Source organism: Sphingobacterium sp. UBA2480, from assembly GCF_002341965.1.
Taxonomy (GTDB): domain Bacteria; phylum Bacteroidota; class Bacteroidia; order Sphingobacteriales; family Sphingobacteriaceae; genus Sphingobacterium; species Sphingobacterium multivorum.
Genome location: NZ_DDPA01000001.1, coordinates 797,821 through 823,785, shown reverse-complemented (window position 1 = coordinate 823,785; position 25,965 = coordinate 797,821). Strand labels below are relative to the sequence as shown.

20 protein-coding genes and 3 tRNA genes are annotated in these 25,965 nt (G+C 41.8%); 12 read left to right on the top strand and 11 right to left on the bottom strand.

Features of this window, described 5'->3' with window-relative positions:
* Positions 1 to 4 precede the first annotated feature (4 nt).
* The 7 genes from B3600_RS03695 to pfkA form a co-directional block, all read right to left on the bottom strand.
* Positions 5 to 913, bottom strand: a complete 909-nt coding sequence (locus B3600_RS03695; protein WP_286752092.1) for an SMP-30/gluconolactonase/LRE family protein — start codon at positions 911 to 913, stop codon at positions 5 to 7.
* A 120-nt stretch (positions 914 to 1,033) separates the two neighbouring features.
* Positions 1,034 to 1,118: transfer RNA gene (locus tag B3600_RS03690), tRNA-Leu, on the bottom strand.
* 5 nt (positions 1,119 to 1,123) lie between these two features.
* Positions 1,124 to 1,196, bottom strand: a tRNA-Gly gene (locus tag B3600_RS03685).
* A gap of 53 nt (positions 1,197 to 1,249) precedes the next feature.
* Positions 1,250 to 1,322, bottom strand: a tRNA-Phe gene (locus B3600_RS03680).
* Between the two features lie 175 nt (positions 1,323 to 1,497).
* Entirely contained in the window at positions 1,498 to 2,496 is a 999-nt protein-coding gene (gap, locus tag B3600_RS03675) for a type I glyceraldehyde-3-phosphate dehydrogenase (protein ID WP_070561154.1), read from the bottom strand.
* A gap of 4 nt (positions 2,497 to 2,500) precedes the next feature.
* Positions 2,501 to 3,352 (bottom strand): hypothetical protein, encoded by an 852-nt coding sequence (locus tag B3600_RS03670; protein ID WP_286752091.1) that lies wholly within the window; start codon positions 3,350 to 3,352, stop codon positions 2,501 to 2,503.
* A gap of 17 nt (positions 3,353 to 3,369) precedes the next feature.
* Positions 3,370 to 4,347 (bottom strand): 6-phosphofructokinase, encoded by a 978-nt coding sequence (pfkA, locus tag B3600_RS03665; protein WP_376749787.1) that lies wholly within the window; start codon positions 4,345 to 4,347, stop codon positions 3,370 to 3,372.
* 185 nt (positions 4,348 to 4,532) lie between these two features.
* On the opposite strand from pfkA, the gene B3600_RS03660 reads away from it, so the two are divergent.
* From B3600_RS03660 to B3600_RS03630, 7 genes are all read left to right on the top strand, one after another.
* Entirely contained in the window at positions 4,533 to 5,204 is a 672-nt protein-coding gene (locus B3600_RS03660; RefSeq protein WP_075992906.1) for an NUDIX hydrolase, read from the top strand.
* A 256-nt stretch (positions 5,205 to 5,460) separates the two neighbouring features.
* Positions 5,461 to 6,060, top strand: coding sequence for a TetR/AcrR family transcriptional regulator (locus tag B3600_RS03655; RefSeq protein WP_070561152.1), 600 nt, complete (start codon positions 5,461 to 5,463; stop codon positions 6,058 to 6,060).
* 28 nt (positions 6,061 to 6,088) lie between these two features.
* A complete protein-coding gene (locus B3600_RS03650; protein WP_286752089.1) occupies positions 6,089 to 7,405 on the top strand; it encodes a TolC family protein in 1,317 nt (438 codons plus the stop codon).
* A 14-nt stretch (positions 7,406 to 7,419) separates the two neighbouring features.
* Positions 7,420 to 8,475 carry an efflux RND transporter periplasmic adaptor subunit gene (locus B3600_RS03645; protein WP_115049038.1) on the top strand — a complete coding sequence of 352 codons (1,056 nt, stop codon included), beginning with the start codon at positions 7,420 to 7,422 and terminating at the stop codon, positions 8,473 to 8,475.
* A gap of 64 nt (positions 8,476 to 8,539) precedes the next feature.
* Positions 8,540 to 11,722 (top strand): efflux RND transporter permease subunit, encoded by a 3,183-nt coding sequence (locus B3600_RS03640; protein ID WP_145326907.1) that lies wholly within the window; start codon positions 8,540 to 8,542, stop codon positions 11,720 to 11,722.
* A gap of 150 nt (positions 11,723 to 11,872) precedes the next feature.
* A complete protein-coding gene (glmS, locus tag B3600_RS03635; RefSeq protein WP_286752088.1) occupies positions 11,873 to 13,714 on the top strand; it encodes a glutamine--fructose-6-phosphate transaminase (isomerizing) in 1,842 nt (613 codons plus the stop codon).
* Positions 13,715 to 13,722: 8 nt separating this feature from the next.
* A complete protein-coding gene (locus B3600_RS03630; RefSeq protein ID WP_201639155.1) occupies positions 13,723 to 15,903 on the top strand; it encodes a DUF4954 family protein in 2,181 nt (726 codons plus the stop codon).
* A gap of 231 nt (positions 15,904 to 16,134) precedes the next feature.
* Here B3600_RS03630 and B3600_RS03625 read toward each other — a convergent pair whose 3' ends face one another.
* The 4 genes from B3600_RS03625 to lgt form a co-directional block, all read right to left on the bottom strand.
* A complete protein-coding gene (locus tag B3600_RS03625) occupies positions 16,135 to 16,701 on the bottom strand; it encodes an AraC family transcriptional regulator (RefSeq protein ID WP_070561147.1) in 567 nt (188 codons plus the stop codon).
* 203 nt (positions 16,702 to 16,904) lie between these two features.
* The gene (locus tag B3600_RS03620; RefSeq protein WP_286752087.1) at positions 16,905 to 17,447 is read right to left on the bottom strand and encodes a L,D-transpeptidase family protein; all 543 of its coding nucleotides are present in this window, start codon (positions 17,445 to 17,447) and stop codon (positions 16,905 to 16,907) included.
* A gap of 94 nt (positions 17,448 to 17,541) precedes the next feature.
* Complete coding sequence (trpB, locus tag B3600_RS03615; RefSeq protein WP_286752086.1) at positions 17,542 to 18,732, bottom strand: tryptophan synthase subunit beta; 1,191 nt, start codon at positions 18,730 to 18,732, stop codon at positions 17,542 to 17,544.
* Positions 18,733 to 18,886: 154 nt separating this feature from the next.
* Positions 18,887 to 19,702: a prolipoprotein diacylglyceryl transferase gene (gene lgt / locus B3600_RS03610; protein ID WP_120334068.1), complete on the bottom strand. Its 816-nt coding sequence runs from the start codon at positions 19,700 to 19,702 to the stop codon at positions 18,887 to 18,889.
* A 272-nt stretch (positions 19,703 to 19,974) separates the two neighbouring features.
* Here lgt and B3600_RS03605 point away from each other — a divergent pair, with 272 nt between their 5' ends.
* From B3600_RS03605 to rplU, 5 genes are all read left to right on the top strand, one after another.
* A complete protein-coding gene (locus tag B3600_RS03605; RefSeq protein WP_286752085.1) occupies positions 19,975 to 21,093 on the top strand; it encodes a M42 family metallopeptidase in 1,119 nt (372 codons plus the stop codon).
* Positions 21,094 to 21,129: 36 nt separating this feature from the next.
* A complete protein-coding gene (locus tag B3600_RS03600) occupies positions 21,130 to 21,471 on the top strand; it encodes a DUF3467 domain-containing protein (protein ID WP_046672455.1) in 342 nt (113 codons plus the stop codon).
* Positions 21,472 to 21,887: 416 nt separating this feature from the next.
* Positions 21,888 to 23,396, top strand: a complete 1,509-nt coding sequence (locus B3600_RS03595) for a carbon-nitrogen hydrolase family protein (RefSeq protein ID WP_286752084.1) — start codon at positions 21,888 to 21,890, stop codon at positions 23,394 to 23,396.
* A gap of 30 nt (positions 23,397 to 23,426) precedes the next feature.
* The gene (locus tag B3600_RS03590; protein ID WP_286752083.1) at positions 23,427 to 25,469 is read left to right on the top strand and encodes a M13 family metallopeptidase; all 2,043 of its coding nucleotides are present in this window, start codon (positions 23,427 to 23,429) and stop codon (positions 25,467 to 25,469) included.
* 160 nt (positions 25,470 to 25,629) lie between these two features.
* Positions 25,630 to 25,941, top strand: coding sequence for a 50S ribosomal protein L21 (rplU, locus tag B3600_RS03585; protein WP_028068281.1), 312 nt, complete (start codon positions 25,630 to 25,632; stop codon positions 25,939 to 25,941).
* Positions 25,942 to 25,965: the final 24 nt, after the last annotated feature.

Genomic DNA, 25,965 nt, shown 5'->3' with positions numbered 1-25,965 from the left:
CTTATTAATCTACGCCTTTGGTGCGCATGGGGATCCTATAGATGGCTGTTGAGGCGGTTATAAATAAGTCGCTGCGATCTTTGCCTCCAAAACAGACATTGGACGTCCATGGTTCATTTACTTCAATATGTCCGATCAGCAGGCCTGTAGGACTATAGATAAAAACGCCTTTGCCTGTGAGGTAAATATTTCCTTGCTGATCCAAAGTCATCCCGTCAGATCCCTGATCAATAAGTGCCGTCTGTCTGCTGAGTTTGCCGTCAGATTCAATGCTGTACCGGTATGTTTTATTCCGTTCGATATCGGCGACATACAGGTATCTTCCATCGGCCGATCCTACAATGCCGTTCGGTTTGCTTACATCTTCAGCTACTACGATCGGTTTTTTTCCTTTTCCTGGTGGAAGGTAGTAGACTTTCTGCCCAGCGATCTCTGGCTTTTTCCTTGTCCAATAATCGCGCAGATAAAAGGGGTCTGTAAAGTAGATGCCGCCTTTCTTGTCTGCCCAAAGGTCATTTGGACCATTCAGTTTTTTCCCATCAACTGCTGAGAGCAGCACGGTAACCTCTCCATCTTTGCTGATTGACCAGATTTCGTTCTTTTCGTCGGCACAGGCGAGGAGCTGACCCTGATGGTTAAAATACAAGCCATTGGCGCGGCCTGCAGCATCTTTAAAAAGCGTAAGTTGCCCTTTGGTGTTATATTTCCAGATTTTGTTATTAGGCTGATCGGTGAAATAGATGTCCCCGGACTTATCCACTGCCGGTCCCTCGGTAAAGGCAAACTGCCCGGCTATTAATTTCAGGCTGTCCTGATGAAACAATTGCGCGCTGAGGTCTAAACCCTTTAAGGAGAAGAGCACGGACAGTAGGAGTGTCGGCCAATGCCGGCGAGAATGAGCTGAATGGAACATATCACCTAATTTATCAATTTTCGGACAAAAAATAATTTTCTCGGACGCATTAAGTTCGGATAAGTCTTTGGAGGCAAGGGGCTAAAACAAGAAAAGCCCATCGTTAGATGAGCTTTCTTGTACCTAGGGCGGGAATCGAACCCGCACTCCCTTAACGGGAACAGGATTTTAAGTCCTGCGTGTCTACCAGTTCCACCACCTAGGCAGGTGAGCGAAAAACGAGATTCGAACTCGCGACCCCAACCTTGGCAAGGTTGTGCTCTACCAGCTGAGCTATTTTCGCATTGGAATTATTATTCTTTCAATCTGTCAGAACCTTGCGTTCTTCCTTTTCGGTGGTGCCAGCTGGATTCGAACCAGCGACACAAGGATTTTCAGTCCTTTGCTCTACCAACTGAGCTATGGCACCTTTTCAATTGAGCTGTCTGCCTTATTGATGATGCAAATATAGACGGATTATTTGAATTACGAAAGCTAAAAGCGCTTTTTTTTGCGTTTAAACGCCAACCTGCTGATTTTTAAGGAAAAAAAATAAGGGGCTATTCGTGTAGAATAGCCCCTTTATTGGATGTTGGTCGAGTTGATTACGATAATTTACCAACTTCTAATACCAAGTCAACGATTTTGTTTGAATATCCCCATTCGTTGTCATACCAAGATACAACTTTAACGAAGTTATCATTCAATGAAATTCCTGCTTTTGCATCGAAGATTGATGTACGTGCATCACCTAAGAAATCTGAAGAAACAACTTCATCTTCTGTATAGCCTAAGATACCTTTCAATTCGCCTTCAGAAGCTTCTTTCATCGCAGTTTTGATTTCTTCGTATGAAGCACCTTTGTTCAAACGTACTGTTAAGTCAACAACTGAAACGTCTGCTGTAGGAACGCGCAATGACATACCCGTCAATTTACCTTTCAATTCAGGAAGAACCAAACCTACTGCTTTAGCAGCACCTGTAGATGAAGGGATGATGTTTTGGTATGCACCACGACCACCTCTCCAGTCTTTTACTGAAGGACCGTCTACCGTTTTTTGTGTTGCTGTAACCGCGTGTACTGTTGTCATCAAACCTTCAACGATACCAAATTTATCGTTTAATACTTTAGCGATAGGCGCTAAACAGTTTGTTGTACATGAAGCGTTTGAAACGATGTGTTGATCAGCTTTCAATTCTTTGTGGTTTACACCCATGACGAAAGTAGGGGTGTCGTCTTTCGCTGGAGCAGACATCACCACTTTTTTAGCACCTGCATCGATGTGTTTTTGAGCCAACTCTTGTGTCAAGAAGAAACCTGTAGATTCGATGATTACTTCAGCACCTACTTCATTCCATTTTAAGTTTGCCGGATCTTTCTCAGCTGTAACACGGATAGTTTTTCCGTTAACAACCAAGTTACCGTCTTTTACTTCTACAGAACCGTCAAATTTGCCATGTGTTGAATCATATTTCAACATATAAGCCATATAATCTGGTTCAACTAAGTCATTGATACCAACAATTTCAATTTCTGGACGATTGATAGCCGCTCTGAATGCTAAACGACCAATACGGCCAAATCCGTTAATTCCAATTTTCATATTCTTAATTTTTATTGATATAATATTTAATTAAATTGTGTATCGGTTCCTTTACAACGGTACCAATACTGATATTAAATTCCTCTGTAGCAACTTCCCGAAGTAAGTGCTCATAATTAAACGCTACTGAACCCGTAAAGTTAACATCACTATCCGGATATTCTTTCATTAGGGGCTTGATGTAGGTTTTGATAAACGTACGGAGCCCATTTTTAACCAATTGACTGATGAATAGATGATCCTTATTTTCGAGGACAAAGTCGGTAAATGAATTCAGAAAATTTGTCGGCTGTGGCGCTATATACACCTTTTCCAAAATGGTTTTCTTGTCGATGTTAAATTCTCTTTCCAGTTTATCCCGCAGATCAATAGGTAAGGTATCTGTCATGTAATGCTTGAGCAGCTGCTGGCTATTCCAGTTTGTTGCCCCCTCATCAGCCAGAATATAACCTAGACCATAATTGTTGTCAATGATTTTTTTCCCTGTATAGTAAGCTGCATTTGATCCACTGCCAATGATGCCAATAATTCCTCTTTCGTCGCCGAAAGTCGAAATAGCCGAAGCAATGACATCATGATCAACCCGTACACGTGCATTAACGAAAAAACGCTCCAGGACATTTTTTATTTTATCCTTACGTTCCTTCGACGATGATCCGGCACCAAAAAAATAGATCCTTCTGATTTTTTCGGCATTGTTGATCAGATTGGTGTTTTTATGCAAATGCTGTAGTATGGAGCGCTCATCCTGAAGATAAGGATTGATCCCGTTCATGCGGAACCCTGTCGTGATCCGACCTTTATCAGCCAACCGCCAGTCTGAAAATCGCGACCCACTATATACTACTGCTATCATGTCTGTTCAAATTATGATTATAAAATCTCAGCCATCTCCAATAAATCAGGGCTAAGTTTAATTTCCTTATTGCTGATTGCTTCTTCAATTGGAGTTGTCTTGATTTCATTACCACGGAGCCCAACAGTAACTCGTGTGTTTCCGGCCAATAATTCATTGACAGCAGCAAAGCCCAATCTACTCGCAAGCACGCGGTCGAAACTCGTCGGAGAACCACCCCGTTGCAAATGCCCTAATATACTAACTTTCGTGTCGTAATGATCAAACTTTTCTTTTACTTTTTTTGCGACATAATAAGCACCACCATTTTGGTCGCCCTCTGCGACAATAACAATGGATGACGATTTCTTCTTAATGGCACCGTCTTCTAAATGACTAATTAAATCATCAATGGCCGTTTCTTTCTCTGGAAGTAAAATGGCTTCGGCTCCGCCAGCAATACCGGCATTTAAGGCGATACAGCCTGAATCACGGCCCATCACTTCAACAAAGAAAAGACGTTCATGTGACGCCGCAGTATCTCTGATTTTATCAATCGCTTCGATGACAGTATTGTTGGCTGTATCGTATCCGATGGTATAATCAGAACCGTAAAGGTCGTTGTCTATCGTACCCGGAATACCTATAATAGGTATTTCAAATTCTTTGGAGAAGAAGTTAGCACCTGTAAAGGTACCGTCACCACCAATGACCACCAAGGCATCTACACCGGCAGCGATCAGATTGTCATAGCCTTTTCGACGGCCTTCGGGCGTCTTAAACTCCATGCAACGTGCCGTTTTTAATATTGTACCACCACGTTGTATAATATTGCTGACCGAACGTGTATCCATTTCGATGAAATTTGCGTCGATCAAACCTTGGTATCCTTGATAAATACCCGTTACTTGCAATCCTTTATGTAATGCTGTTCGAACGACAGCACGAATACAGGCATTCATGCCAGGAGCATCACCTCCCGACGTCAATACACCTATTTTTTTAATTTCTTTTATCACACGCTATATTTTAGGTTTTACGAATATAAGATTTTTATAGTGTATATTCTACACTTTGAATAAATTTTTCAATATTTTTTTGCGCATCACGTTTAGGAAGCGTATAATTGTTACAGATAACCCGATGATTAGTAACCGCTAAATTTAGCTCAGTATATTGCACATAAATAAATTTAGAAGTTTTGTATAGTAATTTTACCGTTGACTGTGTCATATTAGGCTTTCACGAAGGAGAGTTAAAAGTTCTTTTGGCCGAAAGAAATGAATATCCTTTTAAGGATTGGTGGGCATTGCCAGGTTTTTTCGTGGATAATGACGAAGAGATGGAAGATGCCGTAAAACGAATTTTGTATGAGAATACAGGTTTGAAAGATGTATTTATGGATCAGCTGCATTCCTTTGCCGGATTAAAACGGCATCCAAAGGGACGTATTCTGACGGTGGCTTATTACGCCCTCGTGCAGCTGGATAATACCAAATTGAAAACCAAACCTGTTACAAACTATATGAAGCAGGCAAAATGGTTCCCCGTTCGGAATGTACCTGAACTGGCCTTTGACCATAAGCAGATTTTGGACCTCTGTCTGGAGCGGTTGCAGCGCCGCCTCGCCTATAAACCGATTGCTTTTGAGCTGCTGCCTGAAAAATTTACACTCACCCAGCTACAGCTGGTGTATGAGGGAATCTTGAATAAACCACTCGATAAACGCAATTTTAGAAAGAAAATGCAGAATTATGGCTTTCTAAAAGAGCTCGACGAAGTGCAGACTGGAGTAGCCTATCGTGCAGCAAGGCTCTATAAATTGGATAAACGAAAGTTTTTAAAACATTTTCAGAACACGGTCGCATTCTAATAGATCTGTTCGTATAATAAAAGGCAAACTTTCGAGTTTGCCTTTTTTTTTCTGAAAGTGTCTGATCTTATTGGCCAGAAAGAACCTTCAGTTTGCTTTCATTGCTGTTGGTGTCTGCGAAGTCATGAAGGTTTTGTTGTCAGGTTAATATCAAAATTATTACAATTTCAAAATTTATTTTGTCCAACATGTTACTTTTTATATTTTTGAACAATTTTTGATAAAAGTCAGAAAGTAGAAAGGAGTTTTTTGAAGAATGGAAGATAGAAAAGATCAAATCATTCATGCGGCGATAAGACGCTTTATGCATTACGGTTTTAGTAAGACTACGATGAATGAAATTGCGGAGGATATAAAAATTACCAAAGCGAATTTGTATTACTATTATTCGGAAAAGAATGCACTTATACGGGATGTGATTGTGCGTTTGACGGATGAATATAGGGAAGAGGAGGAGAAGATGGTGGCTGTGCATGTGGGCACCACCTACGAGCTGATCATTAAAATTTTGGAACTGCGCGATGCATTTGTCCGGAAATACTATATGTTGCACATGAATGAAAATCTGGAATGGATCAAGGGACTTTCCATGCAGGATTTTTTCCAGTGCCTACACGACCGTGATGTGAAAGCCTTGTTTGAGATCCTTGAGATCGGTGCCGAAAAAGGTGAAATCGATGGGGAGCATCTCTATGAAACGGCCGAAATCTATGTGGAATTGATGAAAAGTTTATCCCTGATGTGCAATATCTCCGATATCATTTCGGGAATTCCAAATCAGGATCGTTTTGATGAAGTGCTGCAAAAGCAAAAGCTGGCTACCAAGCTCTTTTTTAATGGTATAAATAAAAAGTAGATATAAAATTAGGATAAATAAATTAGGAATGAAAACAATCAGAATACTAGCCAGCCTTTTATTAGGTACGATGGTTTTCCAGAGTCATGCACAGCAACAATTGAGCTTAAGTGATGCGATTAAATTTGCTTTGCAGAACAAAAAGGAAGCTAAAAAGGCAAAGTTAGATCTCGAAAACTCGCAATACCAGATTGATGAGGTTAGGGGGAGCGCGTTGCCACAAATTACAGCAAATGGTTCCTTAAAATACAATGTGTTAATTCCAGAAATGGTATTGGAAGCCGGTGGTCAGACTCAGAAAATTAAAATGGGACAACCCTGGAATTCTACAGCGGCCATTTCCTTAAATCAACAGCTTTTTAATCAATCGATCTTTACAGGCTTGAAAGCTGCTAAGACAACAAAAGAGTTTTACCAAATAAATGCGCAGTTAACAGATGAACAGGTGATCGAAAAAGTAGCAAATGCTTATTATGATATCTACCAAGAACATCTGAAACTTCAAACGATAGAAAATAATTTGCAAAGTACCACAAAAACGAAAGATGTGACGGAAGGACTTGTCAAAGCTGGACTTGCAAAAAAAATAGATTTAGATCGCTTGGTGGTTAATGTGAATAACCTAGAGGCACAAAAACAACAAACAACCAACGCTGTACAGATCAAAGAAAATGCATTGAAATTCGCAATCGGAAAGCCGATCGAGGAAGATATTGAATTATCTGGAGAGACGTTTGATATCAACGCAGCACTGGCGGTAGAATCGGATAATGTAGAAAATAGGACTGAGGTACAGTTGATGAAAAAGCAAATTGAGCTTTACGAACTGAACAAGAAATCGAAAGTTGCTGATCTATATCCTAAATTATCCTTAGGTGGAGATTTTGGTTTTAATGGATTTGGTAAAGGCTTTCCAATTGGTGGCGATTTTAGCTGGCCAAAGACCTCGAGTATAGGTTTAAATCTTTCGGTTCCAATCTTTACCGGAGGAACAACAAAAGCGAGAATCAACCAGGCCGATATTCAGATTAGACAAGCACAGGTTGATCTTGAGGATACCAAATTGGGCCTTAATCTGGCGAAAGAAAATGCCAAATCACAGATTAAGATCAGCTTGTTGACGATCGACAATAATCGCCGGAATGTTAAATTGGCCAAAGGTGTGCTAGATGATACCAAAAACAATTTTAACAATGGTTTAGCAACTTTAACAGAATTACTTGATGCTGAAAAAGCATTAGCTGATGCAGAAAATAATCTAAATACGAGTCTGTTGAACTATAAAGTAGCCGAAGTACAGATTATTAAGGCAAATGGCGAATTAAAATCACTAATTAAAGAATAATTGACTAATACAATATGAAACGCGGAATTATTACCTTACTTATTATTGCTGCTGGTCTAGCAGGAATATTTTTTGTGTTAAATAAAAATAAAAAGAAAAATGAGGCCGAAACTGCAGAGGTAGCAAAGAAAAATGTGGCTATTGCAGTGCGTATCGATACGGCAAAAGTATCTTCCATGGACTTACGTTATACGGCTAACGGAACATTTTCTCCGAAACAAGAAGTAACTGTTTCAGCTGAAACTGCAGGTAGAGTGGTGAAAGTATTGGTTGATGAAGGTTCTCATGTAAGCGCCGGACAGACTTTGGCGATCATCGAGGGCGATAAACTGAATGTGAACGTAGCGAATGCGCAGGCTGCATTTACCAATGCGCAGGCCGATCTGCATCGCTTTGAAAGTGCTTTCTCTACAGGTGGTGTAACCAAACAACAGTTAGACCAGGTGAAATTGCAATTTGAGAATGCGAAAAATAACTTAAAAGCGTCTAAATTGAATGCTGGCGATGTGACCATCAAAACTTCGGTTTCGGGTATCGTCAATGCACGTAAAATCGAACCGGGTACTTACCTAAATGTGGGCGCTGCAGCCTTCGATATTGTCAATGTTGCCACCTTGAAATTGCGTGTCAATGTGGACGAAAAGAATGTGGCTACCTTAAGGATCGGTCAATCTGTTGATGTGACAGCGAGTGTATATGCAGACCAACGCTTTACAGGTAAAGTAACTTTTATTGCTCCTAAATCGGATGGTAGCTTAAACTTCCCGGTGGAAATCGAGGTAAATAATGCATCGAACCAATTGCGTGCTGGTATGTACGGTACAGCCATCTTCGGTGAAGGTGTTGCTAGCAATACGTTGATCGTACCTCGTAATGCCTTTGTGGGTAGTGTGAGCGATAACAAGATCTTTGTGCTGAAAAACGGTAAAGCCATCGAAACAAACGTCAAATCAGGTAGAAACTTTGGTGATTACATCGAGATCTTAGGTGGTTTGCAAAATGGGGATCAAGTGATTGTTTCGGGTCAGATCAATCTATTTGACCAAAGCCCTGTAGAGATTATTAAATAGAGCATACTGTAATCGGTAGCAGATGGAACCTCGGTTGCATAGCTATTAAAAATAAATTATTCGAATGAAAATTACCGAAATATCGATAAAACGCCCCAGTATAATTATCGTATTATTTATAATACTGACATTAGGCGGGTTGTTTTCTTATACGCGATTGGGCTATGAATTGGTCCCTAAATTTGAAATTAACGTCATTACGGTACAGACGGTCTATCCGGGAGCTTCACCTGCAGAGGTGGAGAGTTCGGTGACCAAAAAAATAGAGGATGCCATTTCATCCTTGGAAAGTATCAAAAAGGTGGAGTCGACTTCCCTTGAAGGGGTATCGATTGTCATGATTACCCTCAACAACGGTGCGGATGTCAACTTCCTGCTTACGGATGCTCAACGGAAAATCAATGCCGTGATCAACGATCTGCCGGATGATGTAAAGACACCTTCACTCTCCAAATTCTCCCTGGATGATGTGGCCATCATGAGTTTGGCCGTCACGTCCAACTTATCGGAAAAAGAACTCTACGATCTTTTGGACAATAAAATCCAGCCGGTCTTTGCGCGGATCAATGGTGTTGCCAAAGTGGACCTGATCGGTGGTGAGGAACGTGAAATCCAGATCTCTGTAGACCCGAAGAAAATTGAAGGTTATGGACTGACAATTTCGCAAGTACAGCAAATTGTAGCATCATCCAATCTCGATTTCCCGACAGGTAACGTCAGTACTCGTGATAATCGGACAACCATCCGTCTTTCGGGTAAAGTAACTTCGATCGAGGAGCTGCGTAACCTCCCGATCACAACGCCGGCAGGGGTGCAGATTTATCTGCGCGATATCGCCGATGTGCGGGATGGTATCAAAGAGATTGAAAAAGTAGCCCGCCTGGACCGTCAGAATACAATCTTATTGCAGGTCTTTAAACAGTCTGATGCAAATGCGGTAGCGGTGTCCGAAGCGGTCAAGAAAACCATTGCGGTACACGATAAAGACGGAAAAGTAATTTCTGGTGTAGAGAAGGATTATGCTGCACAGAATATTAAAATTCTGGTGGCCAATGACTCTTCAGAATTTACCTTGAATGCAGCTGATAACGTGATCCATGACTTAATGATTGCCATTGCATTGGTGGGCTTTATCATGTTGTTCTTCTTACAAAGTTTACGTAATGCGGCGATTACCATGGTGGCGATTCCATTATCTTTGATCGCTACCTTTATTGGCTTGCTTTTGATGGGCTATACCTTAAACTTGATGTCTTTACTCGGTTTATCCCTGGTAGTAGGTATTCTTGTGGATGACGCGATCGTTGTTATCGAGAATATTCACCGCCACATGGAGATGGGTAAAAACAAGGTGCGTGCGGCCTATGATGGTGCTTCGGAAATCGGATTTACTGTAACGGCGATCACCTTGGTTATCGTGGTAGTGTTCCTGCCGATCGCGATGTCTACGGGTTTGGTGGCCAATATCCTGGCACAATTCTGTGTGACGGTAATCATCTCGACTTTATTATCCTTATTGGTGTCATTTACGGTAGTGCCTTGGTTATACTCGCGTTTCGGTAAATTGGAGCACTTGAGCAAAACTTCTTTCTTTGGTCGTATTATTCATGGTTTTGAAAGCGGTTTGAACAGCTTTACACATTGGGTTGCTGGATTGTTGACCTGGGCTTTAAAGAACGTCGGTACGAAATTGGCTACGTTGTTTTTGGCAATCGGTTTACTTGTTGCATCGTTTTTTTTGGTCGGTATGGGGTATATTGGTTCGGACTTCTTCCCGAGTATCGACCGTAAGGAGTTTTTCATCCAGTTGGAACTCGATAAAGATGCTTCCCTGGAGAAGACCAACTTGTTGACGCAAAAAGCGGAGGCTTATATTAAATCGAAACCTGATGTCAAAGAAATTATTACGACAGTGGGGCAGTCTTCGGACGGTATGGCTTCAACAACGGGTTCGCGTTATAAATCGGAGATCCACGTGATCCTCGACAAGGAAAATTTTGAGGGTAACTCACAGGTGTATTCAGCGACGCTGAAGCGTGAACTGGAAAATAAACTGATCGGTGCAAAAATCAAAACCGTCAACGTGGGTATCATGGGAGCGGAGCAGGCACCATTGAAGCTGACCATTATCGGTGCTTCTGTCGAAGATGCACAGGAATTTGCAGAGAAGGCGGCAGATCAATTACGTAAGATTCCTGGGGCTGCGGGTGTCAAATTGACTTCTGAAGCGGGTAACCCTGAGATCAATGTGAAGATCGACCGTGATAAAATGACCTCTTTGGGACTGAATGTCTCTACTGTGGGTATGACAATGCAGACGGCATTTTCAGGAAATACGGATAACAAATACAGAGCGGGTGATAATGAGTACGATATCAATATCCGCTATGCGGAAAATGGTCGTGCCAATATCGACAACGTACGTGATCTGAAATTTATCAATAATCAGGGTGCCTCTATTTCTTTGGATCAATTTGCCAATGTAACTTTTGGTTCGGGACCTACGTTGTTGGAACGTCGCGACAAGTCGCCGGCAGTATCCATTCAGGGACAGGCAATCGGTAGACCAATGGGTACCGTAGCGCAAGAGTGGCAGGCACAGTTTGAAAAACTACCGCGTAAACCGGGTATCGTCTTTATCTGGGGTGGTAATATGGAAAACCAAACCGAAGGTTTTGGTACTTTGGGTATTGCCTTATTGGCATCTATTATCCTAGTATACTTGGTAATGGTTGCTTTATACGATAGTTTTATCACACCATTTGTGGTCTTGTTCTCGATTCCATTGTCGTTTATCGGAGCCCTATTGTTCTTGGCGCTGGGAAATCAGACCTTGAATATCTTTACGATTTTGGGTATCATCATGTTGATTGGTCTGGTGGCCAAAAATGCGATCATGCTGGTTGACTTTGCCAACCATCGTAAGGAAGCTGGCGATAACACGCACGATGCGTTGGTGGCAGCCAATCACGCGCGTCTTCGTCCGATTTTGATGACGACAATTGCCATGGTATTTGGTATGATTCCTATCGCAATCGCTACTGGAGACGGTGCCGATATGAATAGAGGTCTGGCGATCGTTATCATTGGTGGTTTGTTATCTTCTTTATTTTTAACCTTGGTTGTTGTACCGGTGGTGTACTCCATATTTGACAGTCTTCAACGTCGTTTTGGAAAGAAAGAAAAGACAAATTATGAAGCCTTGATGAAGGAAGATTATGACCATGTCGACGTGGCAGAACATTAAAAAATAATACATTTTACAATAGAAAAAGGCGGCTAATAAAACATTAGCCGCCTTTTTTGTGTTAATTTTAGGTTAATCAATCGATTGCGTAAATATTTTTTATTACATTGCGGCGCATTAACAAAATATACACTTAAAATTGAGACATACATGTGTGGAATTGTAGGATACACAGGTTATCGTCAGGCGTATGGTATCGTCATTGACGGATTACAAAAGTTAGAATACCGTGGTTATGACAGTGCTGGAGTGGCATTGCATAAAGGTGAGCAGATCGATGTTTACAAAAAAACAGGTAAAGTCGCAAACTTGGAACAGTTTGTGTACGGAAAAGATCTACAGTCGACCACAGGGATAGGCCACACCCGTTGGGCTACCCATGGTGAACCTTCTGATCGGAATGCACATCCGCATTATTCCAATAGCGGACGCATCGCGATGATTCATAATGGCATCATTGAAAACTATGCTTCCTTAAAATCAGAATTAATCAATAAAGGTTATACGTTTAAAAGTGATACCGATACAGAGGTTCTGGTCAACTTTATCGAAGAAATCCAATTGCAGAATGAATGCTCGTTAGAAGAAGCGATCCGTATTGCTTTAAAACGGGTCGTCGGGGCCTATGTGATCCTCGTATTGGAAGCTGGTCATCCGGATCGTATTATTGCAGCACGTAAGGGAAGTCCTTTGGTAATTGGTATCGGTAAAAATGAGCATTTTTTGGGTTCAGATGCTTCCCCGATGTTAGCGTATACCAAAGAAGTTGTTTACATCAATGACTATGAACTGGCCATTATCACACCGGAGGAGCTGATCCTTAAAAATCTGGGTAATGAGCGCATCACACCTTATGTCCAAAAATTGGATCTGGAACTGTCAGCTATTGAAAAAGGAGGCTTTGATCACTTTATGTTGAAAGAGATCTTTGAGCAACCGCAAACGATCTTTGACTCCATGCGTGGACGTCTTGATCTGCAATCCCATCAGATTACACTCAGCGGCATTGAAAAATTTGCCAATGAGATCAGCAACACCAATCGCATTGTAATTGTTGCCTGCGGTACCAGCTGGCATGCCGGGCTTATTGCAGAATATGTTATTGAGGAATTGTGCCGCATAAATGTAGAAGTTGAATATGCATCGGAATTCCGCTACCGTAATCCGGTTATTCATCCAGGGGATGTTATTTTGGCGATTTCCCAAAGTGGTGAAACGGCTGATACATTGGTTGCGTTGGAAAATGCAAAAAAACAGGGTGCTATTATATTGGGTGTGGTCAATGTTGTTGGATCTTCTATCGCCCGACTTTCGGATGCAGGTGCCTATACCCATGCTGGACCAGAAATCGGCGTAGCAAGTACAAAAGCATTTACAGCACAGTTGACTGTATTGAACCTGATTGCCTTAAAGATTGCTTCTTTAAGAGGCTCCATCAGTGAAGAGCGTTATCAAAAACTCGCAAAGGAATTAAATGAAGTGCCTGAAAAGGTGGAGTGGATTTTGGATACGCAGGTTGATAAAATTAAAACCATTGCCAAAAAGTACAAAGATGCCCGCGACTTTCTTTTCTTGGGTAGGGGATATAATTTCCCGGTTGCCCTGGAAGGTGCGCTTAAACTCAAGGAAATTTCCTATATCCATGCCGAAGGTTACCCTGCAGCAGAGATGAAACATGGACCGATCGCATTGGTTGATGAGAACTTGCCTGTTGTTTTTATCGCTACAAAAGATGCTTATCACGAGAAGATTGTTTCAAATATTCAGGAGATCAAAGCACGTAAGGGAAAGATCATATCGGTGGTTACCAAAGGCGATACCGTTTCTGAAAATCTATCCGATGATTTTATGGAAATTCCGGAGGCCGATGAGATTATTGCGCCATTGATTTCGGTTGTACCATTGCAACTGCTATCGTATTATATTGGTGTAGAACTCGGATTGGATGTGGACAAACCACGTAACCTGGCGAAGTCGGTAACTGTAGAGTAAGGAGGCCTATGAGTGTATTGAAGAAGAAACCTTTGGAACAGCTGGGCTATGGATTTATCCCAGATGAATTTATTCCAGCAGGACAAGATGAATATACCCTGCGCTTTCAGCAAAACCCGCGTAATGACTACCGCGATCTGACGGAAACGGAGATTCAACAGTTGATTCATAACGGTAACTGGTCAAGCGACTGGACCAAGGTCAAAGTATCGGCAGTCTTCGATCCGAATCAGGTGCAGCACTGTAAGTTCTACGGTCTGGTCCGTATCGGCAATTTGAGTCCGAGTTACCTGGATTACCGCAATTTGCAGCTGCCCATTGGCCTGTACCATTCGACGATCATCAGCTCGGACTTTGGTGACGATGTTGCTGTTCATTATGTGGGCTACTTGTCCTACTTTATTGTTGGCAATGAAGTGCTGTTGAGCCAGATCAAGGAAATGGAGACCGGTAGTACAGCCAAGTTTGGTAATGGCATCCTCCGTGACGGTGAAGAGTCGGAGAAACGGATCGAGCTGGAGCTCTGCAACGAAAATGGTGCCCGCTCGGTTTACCCTTTTGATGGCATGCAGGCTGCAGATGTATACCTTTGGACCCGCAATCGGCATGATCATGCTTTACAGCAGCGATTTGGAGAACTGACGGATCAAAAATTTGGAAGTCAACGCGGCTATTACAGCCAAATTGGCGACCGTTGTGTCATCAAAAATACGTTAACGATCAAGAATGTCAAGATCGGGACTGATGTTTATATCAAAGGGGTCAGCAAGCTGAAAAATGTAACCGTCAATTCCTCGCAGGAATCGTATACGCAGATCGGTGAAGGCTGTGAGCTTGTTAATGGAATTATTGGCTATGGCTGTCGTATATTTTATGGCGTTAAAGCCGTACGTTTTATCTTGGCTTCCTATTCGCAATTGAAATATGGTGCGCGCTTGATCAACTCTTATTTGGGTGACAACTCGACAATTTCCTGTTGTGAAGTATTAAATTCCCTGATTTTTCCAGCCCATGAACAGCACCATAACAACTCGTTTTTATGTGCGGCATTGGTGATGGGCCAAAGTAATATGGCTGCTGGAGCAACTGTAGGATCGAATCACAACTCCAGAGCTGCGGATGGTGAAATTATCGCGGGACGTGGTTTTTGGCCCGGACTCTGTGTCAGTCTAAAACACAACTCCAGATTTGCTTCGTATTGCCTGATTGTAAAAGGGGATTTTCTGCATGAACTGGATATTAAGCTACCTTTCACCTTAGTAAGCAATGACGTACAACATGATCAACTGGTCCTGATTCCGGGGTATTGGTTTATGTACAATATGTACGCATTGGTACGGAATGCCAATAAGTATGCGGCGCGGGACAATCGACATTTCAAAAATCAATATTTTGAATACGATATGTTGGCACCGGATACGGTGAATGAAATGTTTGAAGGGATGGATATGCTGGCCTTGGCCGTTGCAGACAGCCTTCACACTGCAGCAGGGAAGGATGAGCGTGAACGTATTGTTGCCGGTCGGGCACTGCTTGCCAACAACATGGACCTAAAAGATCAGACCATCGTGTTGCAAGGGGCCGAAAATTCACGCAGACCGACCGTTATTCAGAAGGTTGGCGAGGCTTATCACTTATATCGTTCGTTTATTAAGTATTATGGTGTACTGCACCTGATGGATGCCCTCGAGGAAGGTATGTCACTGCAGGATATTATGGCCTCCTTAACGGGTCGATCGCGTACGAACTGGGAGAATATCGGTGGACAGCTGATCGAAAGCAATGCCCTGCACACTTTCTTAGATGATATCAAATCAAAAAAGATAGATTCGTGGGATGATATTCATGAATTCTATCATGATAAAAGTAAAGATTACCCCCTAGATAAACGTGAACATGCACTCTTATCTTTAATCGAAGTCTTAAATTTGGAAGGTATGGTTTTATCAACAGATAAAATTGTATCTTTGTTGGATCAGGCGCTTGGGCACCGGATCTGGATTGGTGAACAGATTTATAAATCCCGGGCCAAAGACTACAAAAATCAGTTCAAAAACATGGTCTATGCCAATGATGAAGAACGTGATATTGTGGTCGGAAAACTGGAGGACAATTCTTTTATCAATCAACAACAAAAAGAATTAGAGATATTCAAGATAAGGGTTGCTAATTTGAAAGGGCAATTTTAAAAGAAAGGCTTCCGCTCGGAAGCCTTTTCTTTTTTGACCTGCTGTTCTTTTTGTTGACCAGTTGCTTTTTTGACCAGCTCTTCTTTGGGCAGCTGCTTCTTTTCTTTGATTTGTCACTTCTTCATTTGGCCTGCTGCTTCTTTTCTTTGACCAGTTGCTTCTGTTTTTTGTCTGTTTTCTAATCCTGGCGGCCGAGGCTGCTGTGAAGCTTGCTTTTGTCGTTCCACGCCTTTACTCGTTGATTTTATCGAGCGGCTTACGTTTATTGTCTTTGATCTGTTTAAAGTGGCTTGGCGTCAATCCGGTTACTTTTTTGAATTGATTACTTAAATAGGCAACACTGGAGTAATTGAGTTTATAGGCAATCTCACTTAATGTCAGTTCATCGTAAACCAATAGCTCTTTGACATATTCAATTTTTTGGCCGATGAAGTATTTTTCGATGGTGATCCCTTCAACATCCGAAAATAGATTGGAGATGTAGTTGTAATCATGGTGCACTTTCTTGCTGATGATTTCGGAAAGATTAAGGCTGGTGTCGTTATGTTGATTACGGATGAGATCCAACACCACATGTTTTACCTGTTCGATGATGACGGTTCTTTTATCGTCAATAAGTTCAAACCCAAGTTCCGAAAAATTTTCAGCAAGTTGCTTGCTCTCCGCTTTGGTCAGTTCTTCTTCAATTTCCACCTGGCCCAAAGAAATATGCTTAACATGGAGATTGAGCTTCGCCAGTTCATTTTCAACAACCATTATGCATCTATTGCATACCATATTCTTTATTGCAAGTTTCATAAGAATTATTTTAAATACAAGTTACTCATGTAAACTCAAAAATCGCTAATTTATTAGACATGGGGTTGTAATATTTAGGGTTTATCTTGTAGTATTTTGAAAATAGGCTGTGGGGAAAAATAGGACGGAAGGGTTAGATCGCCTACAGATGAGTGTCAAGGGACGGATGCTAAGCGTTTATCTCAGTCAAGGCTTTATTTCCGCTAGGGCTTTATTTCAATAGTTGTGCCTATTGGAACAGCGTCAAAAAGCTCGTCAATCTCCGAGTTTGTAAGTGCCATACAACCGAAAGTCCAGTCCATGTGGCGTTGCAGTTTACCGATAAAGCCTAGTCCGTTTCGGAGTCCGTGGATCTTGATGTCGCCACCGACATCTTTTCCTAAACTTTTGGCATGGGCGATATCTTGTTCATTCGGATAGGAGACACCTAGGTTTTTGTGATAGTCGCTATATGGATTTTTATCGTTGATCGTATAAAGACCCTCGGGTGTTTTTAAATCACCTTCAAATTCTTTGTCGCCCACAGGTTGACCGCCTAGTGAAATACGGTATGATTTTAGGAGCTTTCCCTTGCTATAAGCCAATAGTGTCCTTTTAGATTTATAGACAATCAGTTTGTCCACTTTCGCATGCCGATCCAACGTTGGTTCGGGATAAAGATTATAACCTATCAGGCCCAGGCAAAGTAAGACGAGGAGGCTGATGACTGTTTTTAAAACTATTCGACGTTTTCTAGGTCGTTTCATCTTGGCGATCGTTAGCTAATGGATAAAATGTTTAGACCGAGTGCCTAACCTAGGGCTCGGCACTCGGTCTACTCATGTATTTTGATGTTACCGTCTAGAATTCGCGGTCAACATCTTTGTCGCCACGACCCGAAAGGTTCACAATAGCGACTTGGTTTTTGTCTTTGAGCAATTTCACCGCAAGGGCAACAGCATGAGACGATTCAATGGCCGGAATAATACCTTCCAGTCGGGAAAGCAACTTGTAGGCATCAATCGCCTCGGTGTCAGTCACGGGATGATAGTTTGCACGATTGCTATCTTTTAGCTGGGCATGTTGCGGCGATATCCCCGGGTAATCAAGGCCTGCAGATACCGAGGTTGAGGGGATCGGATTACCTTCATCATCGACCAGACAGTATGAAAATGTCCCCTGGAATACAGTTGGTTTACCAAAAGAAAGTGTCGCTGCTGTTTTTGGATAAGTCCCGGTGCCACCACCTTCACCACCATGAATTTCGACGGCATGATCATCGAGAAAACCCGAAAATAAGCCAATCGCATTTGACCCGCCACCTACACAGGCAAAGATGCTGTCGGGAAGGCGCCCTTCCTGATCAAGAATCTGCTGGCGTGCTTCTTTACCGATAACGCTTTGAAAATAGCCGACCATTTTTGGATAGGGATGTGGGCCAACATGTGATCCCAATAGATAATAGGATGTGGGATTTTCGACGTAATACATCAAGGCCGCGTCTACGGCATCCTTCAATGTACGGTTACCTAAGTTGGTCGTTACAACCTCGGCACCCAACAATTCCATGCGTTTGACGTTCAGGGCCTGCCGCGCAGCATCGATTTCGCCCATAAATACTTTACAGGGGATGTTTAACAATGCTGCTGCTGTTGCTGTTGCAACACCATGTTGACCGGCGCCAGTTTCGGCAATGATCTCTGTAGCTCCCATTTGTTTAGCCAAAAGAATTTGACCGATACAGTTGTTTATCTTGTGGGAACCTGTATGGTTTAAATCTTCCCGCTTTAAATAGATTTTGGAACCTACGTGTTCGCTTAAATTCTTCGCGTAATATAAAGGTGAGGGGCGACCGACATAATGTTTTAAGATCGCAATAAACTCTTTCTGGAATTCTTCTTTTTGGACATGACTATCGAAAAAAGCAGCCAGTTTATTCAATTGCTCTTCCAATACCGGTGGGATGTAAGATCCGCCAAATTCTCCATATTGACCATTGTATTGAAGCATCTTCTCATTTGCTTCGACAGATGCAGCTTGTGTTAGACTCATTTTAGGCTTAAGTTTCTTGTTGTAAAAAGATATATTATTTATTGAAGCCTAATATAGTAATCTTTGCAGGTATAGAAAAAAAACAAGGCATCTTTTCTAGAAAAGATGCCTGTAAAATCTTGTATTTGCAAACAAGGATATATTGCGGCCAGTTTTAAGCTTTGGTTTTCCGGAAGATAAAGTAGAAGCCCACCAAAATAAAAGGTATACTCAGTAATTGGCCCATGTTTAAAGCCATACTTTGCTCGAAAGCTTCCTGGTCAATTTTAAAATGTTCCAAGACCATGCGTGCACCAAATAATAGGACCATGAATATGCCAAATAATTGGCCTTTTTGGCGATTGGGATTTGATTTGAATAGGGAACCAATGATAATAAAGATCAAAATATAGGCGATTGCTTCATAAAGCTGCCCAGGGTGGCGTGGTACATTGTCTACACGTTCGAACACGATAGCCCAGGGTAGATCTGTAGGTGTGCCAATTATTTCAGAATTGAAGAAATTTCCGATACGGATAAGTGCACCGGCAATAGGGACTACAACGACCAATCGGTCCGCTAACCACAAGAAGTCGGTTTTTGTTTTTCTGCAGAATAAATAGAGTGCGAGGATAATTCCGATGGCGCCGCCATGGGAAGCCAATCCTGCGAAGCCGGTAATATGAAATCCTGTTTTATCCCATTTGAATGGCAGGAAGATTTCAAGTATATGATCTTTGTAATAGTCAAAATCGTAAAATAGGCAGTGTCCTAATCGTGCTCCGATCAAAGTGCCCAGAAAAATATAAATTGAAAGCTGATCCAACTGTTCCTGTGTGCGGCCTTCCTTTTTGAATATACGCAACATGATCACGTATGAAACAAAAAATGCTAACAACCAGCATAAGGCATAATAGCGAAGGGCAAAAGCGCCAAAGTTGAACATTTCGGGGTCAATATTCCAATGTATTGCACTTAATATTGAATTCATAAATTTTATAGCTTTTTAAATTACTTTGAAGTAAAGATAAGCTTTAATCTCATTTTTTTATTCCTACAATTTGTTTTTAAGCAGAATATCATTGGGCTGCGGATCTAATTCATTCATCGTGAACAAAATATTGTCTTTTGCGGATCCTTTTTACTTAAAGAGGAGCGTATAACCTAAAATAAATTGCGCAAACAATATTTCAAAAAACATTTTTACTTTTGCATTTCATTGAAATTTTCATATTTTGACGAAAGTAAATAGAAAAGGAAAAGATGGCAGAAAAAAACAAGAAAAAAGAGCCGAAGCACGACGCGGTTGTGACGAAAGATTCGCTTTCATTTTTTGAGAAATATATCAATAATGCTTCTCCTACAGGATTTGAGTGGGAAGGACAGCGCCTGTGGTTGGATTATTTGAAGCCTTATGTTGATGATACATTCGTTGACAACTACGGTACAGCTGTAGGGGTAATCAATCCAAAAGCGGAGTATAAGGTCGTTATAGAGGCTCATGCGGATGAGATTTCTTGGTTTGTCAATTACATTACCAAAGACGGACTGATCTATGTAATACGTAACGGTGGTTCAGATCACCAGATTGCGCCGTCTAAGCGCGTGAATATTCATACGGAAAAGGGCATTGTCAAAGCTGTATTCGGCTGGCCGGCAATTCATACGCGTTCGGGAGAGAAAGAAGAAAATCCCTCACTGAAAAATATCTTTTTGGACTGTGGCTGTAGTACCAAAGAAGAGGTTGAAGCCTTGGGAATACATGTCGGTTGTGTCATTACATACGAAGATACATTCTCTGTCCTTAACGACCGTTATTATGTTGGGCGGGCTATGGACAATCGTGCCGGTGGTTTTATGATCGCTGAGGTTGCTCGTTTGCTAAAAGAGAATAAAAAGAAATTGCCATTTGGATTATATATCGTAAATTCGGTGCAAGAAGAGATTGGTTTACGCGGTGCCGAAATGATTGCAGATCGTATCAAACCGAATGTCGCCATCGTAACTGATGTGACACATGATACGCAAACTCCGATGATCAATAAGATCACGCAGGGCGATCTATTTTCAGGGAAAGGTCCGGTATTGTCCTATGCTCCAGCGGTTCAGATTAATCTGAATAAACTGTTGGTTAAAGTTGCTGAGAAGAATAATATTCCTTTCCAGCGTCAGGCTTCTTCTCGTTTTACAGGAACTGATACGGACGCATTTGCCTATAGCAATGGTGGTGTACCGTCTGCATTGATTTCTTTACCACTCCGTTATATGCACACAACAGTGGAGATGGTGCACAAGGAAGATGTGGATAACGTGATCCGGTTGATCTACGAAACATTATTGAATATTGAGAACGGACAAGATTTTAGAACATTTACAAAGTAGAATTTAAGAATATATTAACTTATCATTAGAATTATTATGGAAAATAACCAAAATCAAAACGAATTGAGCATCGAGTTGACAGAAGAAGTAGCAGAAGGAACCTACTCAAATCTTGCGATTATCACTCACTCTAATACTGAATTTGTGGTTGACTTTATCCGTGTGATGCCAGGAGTGCCAAAAGCAAAAGTGAAATCAAGAATCGTTTTGACTCCAGAGCATGCAAAACGCTTGTTAGGTGCATTGGTTGATAACGTGAACCGTTTCGAAGCATTAAATGGCCCAATTAAAATGGACTTAGGTGTTGCTGAACAACCTCAACAAGGTGGTGATCCTACAGTTGCATTCCCTTTTGGAACGCCACAAGGTCAAGCATAGTTGATTGCAGCTATCATTGAGATATCAAAAGCGCCAATTGAACATTGGCGCTTTTTTATGTCCTTGATTTCAGCAAAGTCTTTCCGATGCTCCAATTGGGTTCATGTATGAAAAAGACGATTGCCCTAACTACCTGTTAAGGGATAAGATCATCAAGATCTAATTAAAATTGAAACATCTGCATATCAGGTAGTGCCTATTAATATTTCTTAATCAATGTTTAGACAGTAATAAGTCAGTGCATATTCAGTCTACACTGAGCAAGCACTGAACGAGCACTGAACAATCACTGAGTAAGCACTGTCTAAAATATGAAGTTGGGTGCCATCTGATATTCGCCTGTGAGCTATTGCTAGTTTTGGACTTGGCATTTACTTTTACTAAATTTAGATAACTAATTCAAAAAGGAGATTTATATGGATATTCAAGTGCGAAACTTGACAAAGAAGGATTATGTTGATTTGAAACGATCGATGGAACAGGCTTATGATGGTGCAGGTGAGACCTGGTCAAAGAAAAATATTCAGGATTTGATTGATATATTTCCCGAAGGGCAATTATGTGTGGAGATTGATGGACATGTCGTTGCCTGTGCCTTGTCCATTATCCTGAATTCAAAAAAGAATAATATTTACGATAGCTATTATGAGATTATCGATGACGGTAAGTTTACCAAGCATAGTGATGATGGAGACACCCTTTACGGGATAGAAGTGTTTGTTCATCCGGCACATCGGGCGTTACGTCTCGGCCGGCGTCTCTATGATGCGCGTAAGGAGCTGTGTGAACAGATGAACCTCAAATGTATTGTTGCCGGGGGCCGTATTCCCAATTACCATAACTATGCGGATAAAATGAGTCCGCGGGTTTACATCGAGAAAGTCAAACGCAAGGAGATCTATGATCCGACGCTGACCTTTCAGCTTTCAAATGATTTTCATGTCAAAAAAATACTCAAGCATTATCTGCCTGAAGATGCTGAATCGATGGAGTTTGCTACCCTGTTGGAATGGAATAATATTTATTATGAGTCAGAGACACGGTCCATTTCGACCACCAAGCAGACGATCCGTTTGGGGCTGGTGCAATGGCAGATGCGCTTGTTTGATAATCTGGAGGCATTTTATGATCAGATCGAGTTTTTTGTGGATACCGTGAGTGATTATGGAACAGATTTTATCATGTTTCCGGAATTTTTCAATACGCCGCTCATGAGCCCTTATAACGACCTTCCCGAGCGCCTGGCGATGGAAAGGCTTGCGCAGCATACCTCCGAGATTATCGACCGCATTCAACAGTTTGCTGTATCCTACAACGTTAATATCATTGCGGGTTCCATGCCATTGATGGAAAACAAAAAACTCTACAATGTTTCCTACCTCTGTCATCGCAACGGTAAGCTGGATGAGTTTAAAAAAATTCATATCACGCCAAATGAATTTAAATACTATGGTATGGTGGGTGGTAGTGAAGTGAAAGTATTTGACACCGATTGTGGTAAAGTAGGGCTGTTGATCTGTTACGATGTCGAGTTTCCTGAACTGAGCCGTATTTTGGCCGATCAGGGCATGCAGATTCTATTTGTGCCCTTTATGACGGATACCCAAAACGGGTACATCCGGGTGCGTACCTGCGCGCAGGCCAGGGCGATAGAAAATGAATGTTATGTGGCTATTGCTGGCTCTGTGGGTAATTTGCCGCGTGTGAATAATATGGATATACAATATTCGCAGTCCGCCGTTTTTACTCCTTCAGACTTTGCTTTTCCCAATAATGCCATCAAAGCCGAGGCGACACCGAATGCGGAGATGGTGCTTATTGCCGACGTTGATCTGTATGCGCTGCGCGACCTACATGAGTATGGTACTGTTAAAGTGAAGAAGGATAGGCGGAAGGATCTGTATGAAGTGAAACTTTTGAAGTAAAATTTAAATACGCTTTTAATCTCTTAAAATATGATACAAAAAGTCAAATGGGGGACGCTATCCATGGTCTTAATGATGATGTCATGTCAGTCAAATAAGAAAAGCGATACTGCTCAGGAGGTCCGCACAAATTTTTTTGATGTCTCAGGTATGGATACGACGGTGAATCCAGGAGATAATTTCTTCCAATATGCGAATGGAAGCTGGATGAAAAATACGCAGATCCCGGCATCGGAAACAGGATGGGGCTCCTTTTATGTGCTCGCCGACGAAAATCTGGCAAACCTGAAATCTATTTTGGAAGGGGCCGCAAAGTCCGACAACAAAAAAGGTTCAGATCAGCAAAAGGCTGGCGATTTCTATGCGAGTGGTATGGATACGGTGACGATCGATAAATTGGGTGCGAAACCGATCGAAGGGAGCATTCAAAAAATCAATGGGGTGAAAAGTATTGATGAATTGATTGCGTATGCTGCAGATGGATTTAAGGAGGGCGATGGTGATCTTTTTACCTTTTATGTCGCCGCGGATGACCGGATCAGCACTAAGAATGCATTGCAATTTTTTCAGGGGGGACTCAACCTGCCTGAAGCAAGTTATTATTTAGATCAGGATGAGAAAGCGAAGAAGATCCGGGAGGCCTATGTCGCGTATCTGGTCAAGTTATTCGGACTGATCGGTGAAGGGGCAAATGCCCAAAAGTCGGCTGAGGAAGTGCTACGCCTGGAAACAGAAATTGCCAAATCGCATGCCACACCTGTAGAATTGCGGGATCCCATTAAAAACTACCACAAATTTGCGGTACAGGAATTTCAGAAGCAAACGCCAAACCTCAACTGGAAAGATATTCTGCAACGCTTGGATGTGAAGACCGACACGATTTTGGTACAGCAGCCCAAATTTTACCTTGCTTTAAATAATTTGTTGAAGTCGCAGTCCTTAGATAGCTGGAAGACAAAACTAAAAGCAGATTTAGCGAATGCTTCTGCGACGGCACTGAGCAAAGGTTTCCGGGAGGCCAAGTTTGAATTATTCGGGAAAACCCTAAATGGTCAGAAGCAGGAGAAAGAGCGTTGGAAGCTGATGGTGAGTTCGGCGGACGAGAATCTTGGCGAGATTGTGGGTAAGTTGTATGTGGATGAATACTTCAAGCCCGAAGCAAAAAAACGAATGCTCGAATTGGTCGACAATTTGCAGAAAGTCTATAAGAGCCGCATTGAGAAATTGGACTGGATGACGCCTGAAACCAAAAAGAAAGCGATTGAAAAATTGGAAGCCTTCACCAAAAAAATCGGCTACCCGGAGAAGTGGAAAGATTATAGTGATGTGGAAGTCGCCAAAGATACCTACTATGCCAACTTGCAGTCTGCTGCAAAGCATGCTTATAAAGAAATGGTGGGTAAAATTGGTAAACCGGTTGACAAGGCAGAATGGCTGATGACAACACCTACGGTGAATGCCTATTACAATCCACCGTATAATGAGATTGTATTTCCGGCCGGCATCTTGCAGTTCCCCTTCTTTGATGCCAACGCGGACGATGCAATCAATTATGGCGCTATCGGTGCCGTTATCGGACACGAGATGACACATGGTTTTGATGATCAGGGGCGCCAATATGATAAAGACGGCAACTTGAATGACTGGTGGACTGCCGTGGATGCGAAACAGTTTACGGAACGCGCTAATCAGGTAGCGAAGTTATATGGTGGTTTTACGCTGTTGGACAATCAACATGTAAACGGTGAGCTTACTTTAGGTGAAAACCTGGCGGATATCGGCGGTTTAAATATTGCCTATGATGCCTTTAAATTAACCAAACAAGGGCAGGGGCAGGACAAGATTGATGGCTTTACCCCCGATCAACGTTTCTTCCTGAGTTTTGCGCAAGTGTGGCGCGTAAAGAGCAGCGATGAGCGCATGCGGCTACGTTTAAAAGTTGATCCACATAGCCCCGAACAATTTCGGGTAAATGGTCCCGTATACAATATGGAGGCTTTCTATAAAGCATTTAATGTACAGCCTACAGCAAAAATGTATGTGGCACCGGAGAAAAGAATTTTGGTTTGGTAAGCGGAAACAGGCGTGAACAGCGTTGTCCTAATACGGATTAAGGTCATGCTGTTCAACTGATAACGTTTAAATGGAAACGAAAAAGTAAATTTGTCTTTGAATTATGATAAAAACTGATTACTTTTGCCCTTCATTTAATAACACATTTAATTAATTAACAATGTACGCAATAGTAAATATAGCAGGACAGCAATTTAAGGTTGCAAAAGACCAGTTCCTTTTTGTACACCGTTTACAAGGAGATGAAGGCGCTAGTATTGAATTTGACAATGTATTGTTAGCAGAAGACGGTGGTAAATTTACCATTGGTACACCTAGCGTTGCTGGTGCAAAAGTTTCGGCTAAAATTTTGTCTCATTTAAAAGGCGATAAAGTTATCGTTTTCAAGAAAAAACGTCGTAAAGGCTACAAAAAGAAAAACGGTCACCGTCAACAATTTTCTAAAATCCAGATCACTGGTATTACGTTATAATTGAATTTTTAATCAGACAAATAG

Coding starts and splice junctions, on each gene's coding strand:
- glmS (WP_286752088.1), top strand. CDS start 11,873: ATGTGTGGAATTGTAGGATACACAGGTTATCGTCAGGCGTATGGTATC.
- B3600_RS03650 (WP_286752089.1), top strand. CDS start 6,089: ATGAAAACAATCAGAATACTAGCCAGCCTTTTATTAGGTACGATGGTT.
- B3600_RS03655 (WP_070561152.1), top strand. CDS start 5,461: ATGGAAGATAGAAAAGATCAAATCATTCATGCGGCGATAAGACGCTTT.
- B3600_RS03590 (WP_286752083.1), top strand. CDS start 23,427: ATGATACAAAAAGTCAAATGGGGGACGCTATCCATGGTCTTAATGATG.
- B3600_RS03625 (WP_070561147.1), bottom strand. CDS start 16,701: ATGAAACTTGCAATAAAGAATATGGTATGCAATAGATGCATAATGGTT.
- B3600_RS03645 (WP_115049038.1), top strand. CDS start 7,420: ATGAAACGCGGAATTATTACCTTACTTATTATTGCTGCTGGTCTAGCA.
- B3600_RS03670 (WP_286752091.1), bottom strand. CDS start 3,352: ATGATAGCAGTAGTATATAGTGGGTCGCGATTTTCAGACTGGCGGTTG.
- B3600_RS03600 (WP_046672455.1), top strand. CDS start 21,130: ATGGAAAATAACCAAAATCAAAACGAATTGAGCATCGAGTTGACAGAA.
- B3600_RS03605 (WP_286752085.1), top strand. CDS start 19,975: ATGGCAGAAAAAAACAAGAAAAAAGAGCCGAAGCACGACGCGGTTGTG.
- rplU (WP_028068281.1), top strand. CDS start 25,630: ATGTACGCAATAGTAAATATAGCAGGACAGCAATTTAAGGTTGCAAAA.
- B3600_RS03595 (WP_286752084.1), top strand. CDS start 21,888: ATGGATATTCAAGTGCGAAACTTGACAAAGAAGGATTATGTTGATTTG.
- trpB (WP_286752086.1), bottom strand. CDS start 18,732: ATGAGTCTAACACAAGCTGCATCTGTCGAAGCAAATGAGAAGATGCTT.
- B3600_RS03620 (WP_286752087.1), bottom strand. CDS start 17,447: ATGAAACGACCTAGAAAACGTCGAATAGTTTTAAAAACAGTCATCAGC.
- B3600_RS03695 (WP_286752092.1), bottom strand. CDS start 913: ATGTTCCATTCAGCTCATTCTCGCCGGCATTGGCCGACACTCCTACTG.
- B3600_RS03640 (WP_145326907.1), top strand. CDS start 8,540: ATGAAAATTACCGAAATATCGATAAAACGCCCCAGTATAATTATCGTA.
- gap (WP_070561154.1), bottom strand. CDS start 2,496: ATGAAAATTGGAATTAACGGATTTGGCCGTATTGGTCGTTTAGCATTC.
- lgt (WP_120334068.1), bottom strand. CDS start 19,702: ATGAATTCAATATTAAGTGCAATACATTGGAATATTGACCCCGAAATG.
- B3600_RS03630 (WP_201639155.1), top strand. CDS start 13,723: ATGAGTGTATTGAAGAAGAAACCTTTGGAACAGCTGGGCTATGGATTT.